Genomic DNA, 9,871 nt, shown 5'->3' on the forward strand with positions numbered 1-9,871 from the left:
ATCCTTTTACTTAAGTTAAAACAGAATGACCTTCTTTTTTGGCTTCTGTTTTATATTTGTCAAAAACATCATCTCTTACTAAGTAAGCAGCGTAATTTCGTTTTAAATAACGTTCTGCCTCTTCAAATGTATTAAAAATCTCTATTGTTTTTTGATCTTTTATTAATTTATATTTTTGTTCTCCAGAAGGGGTGATAATATAGTAATTTTCTTCACGATCTGCGTACAAGCAACCTTCTTTTCTGCCTTTTAGGTTTACTTGATTTTTAGGAGCGTCAATTTTTAAAGAATCTAAAGGGAATGTGTTTGTAATAAACAATTTATAGGCATCTTCATTAATTGAACAGCCGGCTGCCTTTGAATGACCCCCGCCACCAAATTGGTTAGCAATTTGTGAGACATCGACTTCATCATGAATTGTTCGGAACGCGATCTTTTTTCCGCCCATATTTAAAATAGCGATATAATCAAGGTGCGGGCAGTCTTTTCCTATCACATTTCCTAACTCAGAATGATAAGACTCCGCATAAACCACTCCAACGCATAAATCGTCAATGAACGTTTGGATGAGCTCTCTTCTTTTTCGATGAATATAGCGTTCAATCTTGTTGTCTTCCATATCTAAAATCTTTTCTTCAAAATCATCAAAGGTAAAAGAAGAAGCGTTTAAAAGTCGATTCAACATTCTCTCTTCAAATTCCTCGATAGAAATCATGTAGAAAAGGTCATTTAAACGTTTTGCTTCGATTGTATTGTTTTTATCCCATTCCCAAGTATCCCATTGTCTAATTAATTCTACAAAACGGTCAATGGTAGGATTGCTTTCAAGAAGTTTTTGTTCTTTGTAATAATCATATAAGAGCGATGTAGCAGATGCTAGACGTCCATCATCGTAGGTTACTTGTACTTTCGCCCATTTATATTTATTAAAGTGGAGAGCTGTTTTGTGGTGATCAAGCAATTGGACCTTGCCACCTTTTTTGAAAAAGCTTTCAAGCTTAGCTTCGTTTTCATTATGTACAGATAAGTCGGTAATGAGTAGTTCGTGCTTGTCTGCTTTCTGTTCTAAAAAACGTTCTACTTGAAAATCTAGTCCTTGTACGGAGTTATAACGGACTTCGACTTGGTCTTTAAAAGCTAATTTGGCTAAAATTCCGCAACCAACGCCATCTAAATCATTGTGAGAAAAAATGTGTAACGTCATATTTCCTCCTCCTTTCCTTCAATAGTATGCACGGTTAAGAAGGAAATACGCTTTTTCATTCGTTTCTTCTTGTTTTAATAGGGAGCCTATTTTTTACTTGGTGATCAGGAGGAGGATGCTCTTGGACGGGGAGTACGTTATGGCACAAATACCTTTCATTATTTTTCGTTTGGAGGACACATGAGCCTTTATTTAGCCGAAAATTGAGGAATTCATCTCAATATCAGGCAATAGCGAATCAACTGGCTGATTGGTTAGTAAAAAGGAAGTATTTTGTTTAAATAAAGGCTCTGGTGTCCGTGGGCCTTTACCTTCTTGCTTAAAAAGTAAGTTTTTCCGTTCCACTCCTATTTTAGGTCATACGATTATCTAATAAGAAACATTGCTTAGGAAGAAAGCCTTTTATAAAGTATTTGATTCGTTATTCCAGAGGCTACTAAGGCTGCAAATAGACCTACTAACAGCCCAGAATAACTAAATAGTACAAACCCAATAGTTAATCCGATTAATATGAATGTTAAACAAAGTCCCATTTGACCCCTCCTTAGTTTTTCAATATTCTAACACGTGTAGACTGTAAGTATATGAGCAGCGGAAGAATATATGACGAAAAACATTCAACAAGATCTGGCTCTTTAATTTCATTAAAGAATTCTCATAAAATTGGTAATGCAATTGTAACGTTTTTTCTGAATTGAAATGTTATGATGAAATTAGATGTTTTTTAGTAGAAATGGAGGCCGATATGGTGGCAGCACTTAATCAAATAGAGAAAGTAATTCAAAATATAGAACAAGTTGTTGTAGGGAAAAGAAATGAAATTGAATTGAGTCTAGTTGCTTTCTTTGCAGGTGGGCACGTTTTACTTGAGGATGTACCTGGAGTTGGGAAAACAATGATGGTTAAGGCGCTAGCTAGGTCTTTTGGAGCTGAGTTTAAACGACTTCAATTTACACCTGATTTGTTGCCTTCTGATGTAACAGGAGTTTCGATTTATAATCAAAGATCGGAACAGTTTGAGTTTCGACCGGGACCTATAATGGCTAATATTGTTTTGGCTGATGAGATCAACCGCACATCGCCGAAAACGCAGTCAGCTTTGTTAGAGGCGTTAGAAGAAGGCAGTGTTACGGTTGATGGAGAAACACTTTTTCTAGAAAAGCCATTTATGGTTATGGCCACGCAAAATCCAATTGAGTATGCTGGGACATTTCCGCTACCGGAAGCTCAATTAGATCGTTTTTTACTTAAATTGAATTTAGGCTATCCGACAGAAATAGAGGAGTTGGAAATTCTAAATCGACTTCAAAATCATCAACCATTAGATTCGTTAGAGGCAGTTATGTCGATTGAAGAAGTGAAAAACATCCAAGCTGAGATTATAAGTGTAGTGGTGAGTGAAGAAGTTAAGATGTATATTATTGAACTGGTTCATGAAACGAGAAAGCATCGCTCAATTGAACTTGGAGTCAGTCCGCGTGGAACGATTGCTTTAATGAAGGCAGCGCAAGTTTACGCTTTTCTTAAAGGAAGAGCTTATGTTTTACCAGACGACGTGAAGTACTTAGCGCCGTTTGTTTTATCGCACCGTATTATGCTGACGGCAGAAACAAGAATGTCAAATCGAACGAGTGAAGAGCTGATCCGTTCTATATTAGAGCACGTTAGAGTACCTGTTTCACAAAGAAGGTTGACTCGCTCGTGAGATGGAGTAAGTTACGTCCTTACTTGAAGTTTCTTTTACTAGTTGCCTTTGTTTTGATTGTTTTTTCTTATGCGATGTTCCAAGGTGGCTTTGTTAGTTGGTTCTTGTTCTACAGTGTAATTTCGGTCATTGTTTCAACAATTCTTATTGCCATATTTCCTTTTCGTGTTGTACGAGCAGAGCGTAAGGTTAATGAAGAGGTGTTACAAGCAAGCGAACAGTTATTAGTGACGGTCACGATAACAAAGAAAGCTTTGCAACCTTTCTTCTATGTCCGAGTACGAGATGTTGTTCCAGAAAATCTAGGAAACTATGATGAAACTGGCTCATTGTTCTTTTTCTCTTTTCAAAGAAAGTTAACTTTTACGTATTCGGTTTCTCAATTGAAAAGGGGAGAACATAGTTTTGACGAAATTACCCTTATTTTTGGAGATTTATTTGGTTTGTTTGAGAGAACCTCTAAAATTAAGTGCGAGACGACTGTGCTCGTTTATCCACGCTTGCAAAAATTGAATGAAATTCCTCATGTGGGTAGTCCTAAACAGTTAGAGGGATTTAAAAATAAAAGGTCGTTTGAGGAAGACCGATCGCTTGCGGGTGTTAGACAATATGTACCTGGTGATAGACTAACGATGATTGATTGGAAGCAGTCAGCTAGATCTAATCAACTAATGACTAAAGAATTTGAGTCTTATCAAGGTGAAGGAGTCATAGTTGCTCTTGATACGTTTTTCAAGGAGGGGGCAGAAAAATTTGAACACACAGTTATTTTAGCTGCTTCTTTAATGGCGAGTTTTGCAAAAAAGCAATCCTCTCCTAGTTTAGCTGTAAGAATACCTGATTGGTTAAGTTTAAACATAACGCAACGAACGGTTGGGCAAGGCTTAAGATTGCTCGCTAAAGTAACTCCAGAAACGACACCAACACCCATTATTCATAAAATTTACCGTGACTGGGAAGGTATGCATGTTTATTATGTGTGTTCCGATTTAGATCGTCATTTTATTAAAGTGGCTAAAACATTGCGTGAACAAGGTGCCAACGTTACCATTTGCATGCCTGGATTAACACAGCAGGATCGGTTAATTTCTAAGGAAATAGAAAAAATGGGAATTTCAGTTCATGAATTTAATGAGAAGTAATAGTGAGGGAGGGTAGTCATGCGTTTAGAAAAAAAACAAATAGATTCGGGGAGAGATTTTCTTCTTTATGGACTTAGCTTCCTGCTCTTACTAGAATGGCTTTTACCTCTCCCGTACGTAACGGATACCGGTTTCATCTCTGTCTTTGTTTTGATTACGGCAGTGTTTTTCTTTATTACCTATTTGCAATTATCAGTTATCATTTCTATGATTTTGAAGCTTTTAGTTATTTGTTATGGGTTATATTTGGTGTTCTTTGAAGGTCCGTTTTTCTCTACAGAATGGTTAATTGTCATTTTTTCAGAAGTCAGATTAAATGTTCAACTAATGCTTGTAGGAGCGTGGCATGAATTAACAGATCTGTTTCGTAGTTTCTTATTTTTTGTTCTTCTTTCTATTATGAGTTACCTTTTATTTTATTGGACAGTTCATGCTAGGAGAATCTTATTTTTTCTTCTATTTACGGTTGTCTACGTAACAGTCATTGACACTTTTACGATTTATGATGCTACGTTTGCCATTATCCGTACGTTTCTAATTGGGTTCTTGTTACTAGGATTAGTAACGATGTACCGAATGATCGAGCAACAACCGTTGTACTCAGCGCCAAAACTTTTACCTGTTCGTTTAGCGATGTTGCTAGTTTTAATGATTGGCACAGGAGGAGTATTAGGATTACTTTCACCGAAATTTGACCCACAGTGGGAAGATCCAGTTCCATTCGTGCGTGCCGCGGTTGGAATAGGTAATTCTGCAGATTCTACTATGCAAAGAATTGGCTATGGTGATTCTGACGAGCAGTTGGGCGGAGGGTTTCAGGATGATGATACGCCCGTTTTCTACGCAGCAGCTTCTAAGGCCCATTATTGGAGAGGAGAAACGAAAGACTTTTACACTGGTCGCGGATGGGAGAACACAACCCCTGCTGAACAAAGAAACTTTACCTATGGAGAAAACAATCAATTCGTGGAATATGAAATTCTCGAGACGGAACTAGCGTTTGCGGTTGAGTCAGGCGAAAGGTTGTTTCCTCATTTGTTTTATCCGGGTCAACTACTTTTAGATGACCACATCATGGATGTGAATTTATTTCAAGATGTTTATACGGAAAAAGCCAGTACCTATAATGAGGCGGGTCCGGTTGAATTATCTAACTATCGTTATGAATATAGATATCCAAGTTACCAGATTGAAGGGTTGCGTTCGTCAACCGAACAAGACCCAGACGTAATTAAGCAATATTATACGCAATTGCTGATAATCTACCTGAGCGTGTGAAGGAATTGGCTGTTGAACTAACAGAGGGAGCTACTAATCGTTATGACCAGGCCAAGGCGGTAGAACGTTACTTTGGACAGGGAGATTTTATTTATGAGACTCAAGATGTTCCGGTACCAGCAGAAGGGCAGGATTATGTCGATCAATTCTTATTTGAAACACAAAGAGGGTATTGTGACAATTTTTCAACCTCAATGATTGTGTTGCTCCGCACGCTAGACATCCCAGCTAGGTGGGCGAAGGGGTTTACTCAAGGAGAAATGATCGAGACCCTTGATGAAACAAGGGATATCTATGAAATCACTAATGGCAATGCCCATTCGTGGGTAGAAGTTTATTTCCCTGAAGTTGGCTGGGTCCCATTTGAGCCAACACGTGGGTTTGATGCAAATATTGATTTTATAGAGCCGGAAGTAGAAGGTGAAGAGGCGAATACTGAAGAGGATTTGGAAGAAGAGTCGTCAGAACCTGAGGTAGAGGATGTTTTTGCTGAATTACAAGGCGATGATGAGCAGCTTCATCTAGTGCCGGACAAATGAGCGAATGGAGGCTTCCTTTTGGCCCGTGGATTTTAAGTGGTTTAATCAGCTTTCTCATTCTTCTTGGTTTGCTTAAAAATAAAAAAATTGTCCAATACTATCTATTAACTAAGTTTGCACGTCGAAACGATGATCATGCTTTTATACAAGCTTATGAACGACTTCTTTGGTTGTTAGCGTATGTTGGCTGGCAAAGAAAAGACGGAGAGACGCTTAGAGAATACGCAGGTAGAATAGATAAACAATATGATTCAACTGAGATGCTTCATCTCACCACTGAGTACGAGAAAATAATGTACGGAGGACAAGTAAGTACATCTAGTTGGATTGAGCAAAAAAACCATTGGATGTCGCTCGTTCGGAAAATCGATTCTTGACCAGTTTATAGTGCACTGATAAAATGAATCAGTATTTAAGAACGATATATAAACCTTCGTATATCCTTAGGAATATGGCCTAAGAGTCTCTACCGGATTACCGTAAACAATCTGACTATGAAGGCAGAATGGGTTTGTAAACTAGAATTCTGCCTTTGTAGTGTATTTGTGCATGTCTCAATTACAAACAGGTGGATTCTAGTTTTTTTATTAGGTATTATGGATGAAAACAAATAAAGGGTGGGAAAGTATGACAGATTTGAACCAAGAGATCATTGTTGTTCTTGATTTTGGAGGACAATATAATCAGTTAATTGCAAGACGAATTAGAGATTTAGGTGTTTATAGTGAATTACATTCTAATAAAATAACAGCAGAAGAACTTAAAGCTATGAATCCTAAAGGAATTATTTTCTCTGGTGGACCAAATAGTGCTTATGTAGAAGGTGCTCCTAAATGTGATCCAGCTATTTACGACTTAGGTGTTCCGATTCTTGGAATTTGTTATGGAATGCAGTTGATGACTCAGCATTTTGGCGGGAAAGTAGATGCGGCTGATCATCGTGAATACGGAAAAGCTGTTATTAAGGTAGAAAACCAATCAAAAATTTTCCGTGGTCTTCCAATTGAGCAATCAACTTGGATGAGTCATGGTGACTTAATTACAGCTCCTCCTGAAGGATTTGTAGTGGACGCTTTTAATCCTTCTACACCTGTAGCTGCGATGAGTAATGAAGATAGAAACCTCTACGGGGTTCAGTTCCACCCAGAAGTTCGCCATTCCGAGTTTGGAAACGATATGCTTAAAAACTTTGCCTTTGAAGTGTGTGGTTGTAAAGGTGAATGGTCGATGGAAAATTTCGTTGAAGTCGAAATCGAAAAGATTCGTGAACAAGTTGGGGACAAGCAGGTTCTTTGTGCGCTTAGTGGTGGTGTAGATTCGTCAGTAGTGGCTGTGCTTATTCACAAAGCGATTGGTGATCAACTTACTTGTATGTTTATTGATCACGGCCTTCTTAGAAAAGGTGAAGCTGAAAGTGTTATGGAGACATTTAGCGAAGGCTTTAATATGAAAGTTATAAAAATTGATGCACAAGAGCGTTTCTTATCTAAGTTAAGAGGCGTTACAGATCCTGAACAAAAACGTAAGATTATTGGGAATGAATTTATCTATGTGTTTGACGAAGAAGCTGGAAAACTGAAAGATATGGATTTCCTTGCTCAAGGAACACTTTATACAGATATCGTTGAAAGTGGAACAGATACAGCTCAAACAATTAAATCACACCATAATGTAGGTGGCTTACCTGAAGATATGCGCTTTGAATTAATTGAGCCATTGAATACATTATTCAAAGATGAAGTTCGTAAGCTTGGAACGGAACTAGGTATTGCTGAGGAAATTGTATGGCGTCAACCTTTCCCAGGTCCAGGTCTTGGAATTCGTGTTCTTGGTGAAATTACAGATGAGAAGTTAGAGATTGTTCGTGAATCAGATGCAATCTTGCGTGAGGAAATTAAAAAAGCTGGACTAGACCGCGAGATTTGGCAGTACTTCACAGCTCTTCCTAACATGAGAAGTGTAGGGGTTATGGGCGATGCAAGAACGTATGATTATACAGTCGGAATTCGTGCAGTTACATCAATTGATGGGATGACGTCGGATTGGGCTCGTATTCCATGGGATGTTCTTGAGATCATCTCAACTAGAATTGTTAATGAAGTAAAACATGTTAACCGTGTTGTTTACGATGTAACTTCGAAACCACCAGCAACGATTGAATGGGAATAAAAAGGAAAAACCGAACCTTTGTAAAATAAATAGGTAATAATGTTCGGATTTATATTGACAAAGAATAGATAGGTTGATAATATTTCTTCTGTAAAGAAAAAATATTCTTTTCGTATAACTGCAGGGATATGGCCTGCGAGTCTCTACCAAGCTTCCCGTAAAGAGCTTGACTACGAAAAATCATCCTATCTCAACTTATTTTTGTTGGTATAAAAATGATTTTTGTTAGTTAAGCTTCCAAGCGAGATGCATTGGAAGCTTTTTTCTGTTTATATTACAAGTAAGACTAACATTATGGAGGAAAACAACATGGATCGTTACTTTGGTTTTAAAGAGCATGGTACAACTTACAGAAGAGAATCAATTGCAGGTTTAACGACGTTCTTATCGATGGCTTATATCTTATTTGTTAATCCGATGATTCTAGCTGATGCTGGAATGGATATCGGAGCTGTATTTACCGCAACGGCTTTAGCTGCTGCAATTGGAACGCTTATTATGGGTGTGCTTGCTAAATACCCAATTGCTCTAGCGCCTGGTATGGGTTTAAATGCATTTTTTGCTTACTCTGTTGTTCTTGGAATGGGAATTGAATGGCAAGTAGCTTTATTTGGAGTATTTATCTCGGGTATTATTTTCATTTTAATTACTGTATTTAAAATACGTGAAGTTATTATTAATGCGATTCCAGCAGAGTTAAAATATGCAGCAGCTGCTGGTATCGGTTTGTTTATTGCTTTCATAGGGTTAAAAGGGGCAGGCATTATTGTTCCTTACGAAGCTACTGCTGTTACTCTAGGAAATTTAATGAATGGTCCTACGTTGCTTGCGATCTTTGGAGTTGTCGTAACCGTTGTTTTAATGGTTCGTGGATTTAAAGGCGGTATCTTCTATGGTATGGTAGCAACTGCTCTTCTAGGTATTTTTACAGGTATTATTGATACGCCTACTCAAATAGTTGGCTCGGTTCCAAGTTTAGCTCCGACTTTCTTAGAAGCTTTTAGAATTGATTGGGCAAGCGTCTTTACTATACAGTTACTTGTTGTTATTTTAACTTTTCTTTTTGTAGATTTCTTCGATACGGCGGGAACACTCTATGCTGTTGCAAACCAAGCAGGTTTTGTAAAAGACAACAAACTTCCTCGTGCAGGAAAAGCATTATTAGCTGATTCAAGTGCTACTTCAATTGGAGCATTACTTGGAACGTCGACAACGACTGCTTATATCGAATCTGCTTCTGGTGTATCAGCGGGTGGACGTACTGGTTTTACATCAGTTGTAACAGCGTTTCTTTTCTTGATTGCTTTGTTCTTCTCGCCATTATTGGCAGTTGTAACGTCAGAAGTGACGGCGCCGGCTTTAATTATTGTTGGGATTTTAATGGCTTCTTCGTTAGGGTTAATAGACTGGAAGAAGTTTGAGATTGCAGTTCCAGCGTTTATTACAGTAGTTGCGATGCCGCTTACTTATAGTATTGCTACAGGTATTGCAATGGGCTTTATCTTCTATCCAATTACAATGCTAGCAAAAGGTAGAGGGAGAGAGATTCACCCTATCATGTATGTGTTATTCTTTGTTTTCTTAGCTTACTTTATTTTCTTGTCAGAATAATAATATTGAGGGCAGCCTTTATAAAGAGGTTGCTCTTTTTTAATTACATTGAAAGACTTTCTGTTGATGAGTTGTGTTTTTAAAATAGGTATTGACGATTAGTGTGAATGATGATAAAGTTAGTTCTGTTGTCGTAATGACTCGAAAAAATTCGACAAAAAAGTTGTTGACTTAACAAATGATGTTTGTTAAGATGTAAAAGTCGCCAATGAGCGACACCTTA

Annotated in this window: 9 protein-coding genes and 2 riboswitches; of the genes, 7 read left to right on the top strand and 2 right to left on the bottom strand. The window is 37.8% G+C overall.

Features of this window, described 5'->3' with window-relative positions; translation table 11 throughout:
- Positions 1-10: 10 nt before the first annotated feature.
- A complete protein-coding gene (locus JCM9157_RS22050) occupies positions 11-1,204 on the bottom strand; it encodes a DHH family phosphoesterase (RefSeq protein WP_035668437.1) in 1,194 nt (397 codons plus the stop codon).
- Positions 1,205-1,590: 386 nt separating this feature from the next.
- Positions 1,591-1,737: a hypothetical protein gene (locus tag JCM9157_RS24775; protein WP_156321514.1), complete on the bottom strand. Its 147-nt coding sequence runs from the start codon at positions 1,735-1,737 to the stop codon at positions 1,591-1,593.
- Positions 1,738-1,949: 212 nt separating this feature from the next.
- Between JCM9157_RS24775 and JCM9157_RS22055 the strand changes: the two genes are divergently transcribed.
- From JCM9157_RS22055 to JCM9157_RS22075, 7 genes are all read left to right on the top strand, one after another.
- Positions 1,950-2,909: an AAA family ATPase gene (locus JCM9157_RS22055; protein ID WP_035668439.1), complete on the top strand. Its 960-nt coding sequence runs from the start codon at positions 1,950-1,952 to the stop codon at positions 2,907-2,909.
- Positions 2,906-4,051: a DUF58 domain-containing protein gene (locus JCM9157_RS22060; RefSeq protein WP_035668441.1), complete on the top strand. Its 1,146-nt coding sequence runs from the start codon at positions 2,906-2,908 to the stop codon at positions 4,049-4,051. The genes JCM9157_RS22055 and JCM9157_RS22060 overlap by 4 nt, the downstream gene beginning before the upstream one ends.
- Positions 4,052-4,069: 18 nt before the next feature.
- On the top strand, positions 4,070-5,329 hold the full coding sequence (locus tag JCM9157_RS24480) for a TgpA N-terminal domain-containing protein (RefSeq protein WP_148296943.1): 1,260 nt from the start codon (positions 4,070-4,072) through the stop codon (positions 5,327-5,329).
- Positions 5,330-5,334: 5 nt separating this feature from the next.
- The gene (locus JCM9157_RS24485) at positions 5,335-5,868 is read left to right on the top strand and encodes a transglutaminase-like domain-containing protein (protein WP_158318637.1); all 534 of its coding nucleotides are present in this window, start codon (positions 5,335-5,337) and stop codon (positions 5,866-5,868) included.
- Entirely contained in the window at positions 5,865-6,245 is a 381-nt protein-coding gene (locus JCM9157_RS24490; protein WP_148296945.1) for a DUF4129 domain-containing protein, read from the top strand. The genes JCM9157_RS24485 and JCM9157_RS24490 overlap by 4 nt, the downstream gene beginning before the upstream one ends.
- A 36-nt stretch (positions 6,246-6,281) precedes the next feature.
- Positions 6,282-6,383: riboswitch (purine riboswitch) on the top strand.
- Positions 6,384-6,495: 112 nt separating this feature from the next.
- Positions 6,496-8,037, top strand: a complete 1,542-nt coding sequence (guaA, locus tag JCM9157_RS22070; protein WP_035668445.1) for a glutamine-hydrolyzing GMP synthase — start codon at positions 6,496-6,498, stop codon at positions 8,035-8,037.
- A gap of 90 nt (positions 8,038-8,127) precedes the next feature.
- A riboswitch (purine riboswitch) is annotated at positions 8,128-8,230 on the top strand.
- A gap of 116 nt (positions 8,231-8,346) precedes the next feature.
- Positions 8,347-9,648 carry an NCS2 family permease gene (locus tag JCM9157_RS22075; protein ID WP_035668443.1) on the top strand — a complete coding sequence of 434 codons (1,302 nt, stop codon included), beginning with the start codon at positions 8,347-8,349 and terminating at the stop codon, positions 9,646-9,648.
- Positions 9,649-9,871: the final 223 nt, after the last annotated feature.

It is taken from the genome of Halalkalibacter akibai JCM 9157 (assembly GCF_000513135.1).
GTDB lineage: Bacteria > Bacillota > Bacilli > Bacillales > Bacillaceae_D > Halalkalibacter > Halalkalibacter akibai.

Coding starts and splice junctions, on each gene's coding strand:
- guaA (WP_035668445.1), top strand. CDS start 6,496: ATGACAGATTTGAACCAAGAGATCATTGTTGTTCTTGATTTTGGAGGA.
- JCM9157_RS24775 (WP_156321514.1), bottom strand. CDS start 1,737: ATGGGACTTTGTTTAACATTCATATTAATCGGATTAACTATTGGGTTT.
- JCM9157_RS24480 (WP_148296943.1), top strand. CDS start 4,070: ATGCGTTTAGAAAAAAAACAAATAGATTCGGGGAGAGATTTTCTTCTT.
- JCM9157_RS22075 (WP_035668443.1), top strand. CDS start 8,347: ATGGATCGTTACTTTGGTTTTAAAGAGCATGGTACAACTTACAGAAGA.
- JCM9157_RS24490 (WP_148296945.1), top strand. CDS start 5,865: ATGAGCGAATGGAGGCTTCCTTTTGGCCCGTGGATTTTAAGTGGTTTA.
- JCM9157_RS22050 (WP_035668437.1), bottom strand. CDS start 1,204: ATGACGTTACACATTTTTTCTCACAATGATTTAGATGGCGTTGGTTGC.
- JCM9157_RS22055 (WP_035668439.1), top strand. CDS start 1,950: ATGGTGGCAGCACTTAATCAAATAGAGAAAGTAATTCAAAATATAGAA.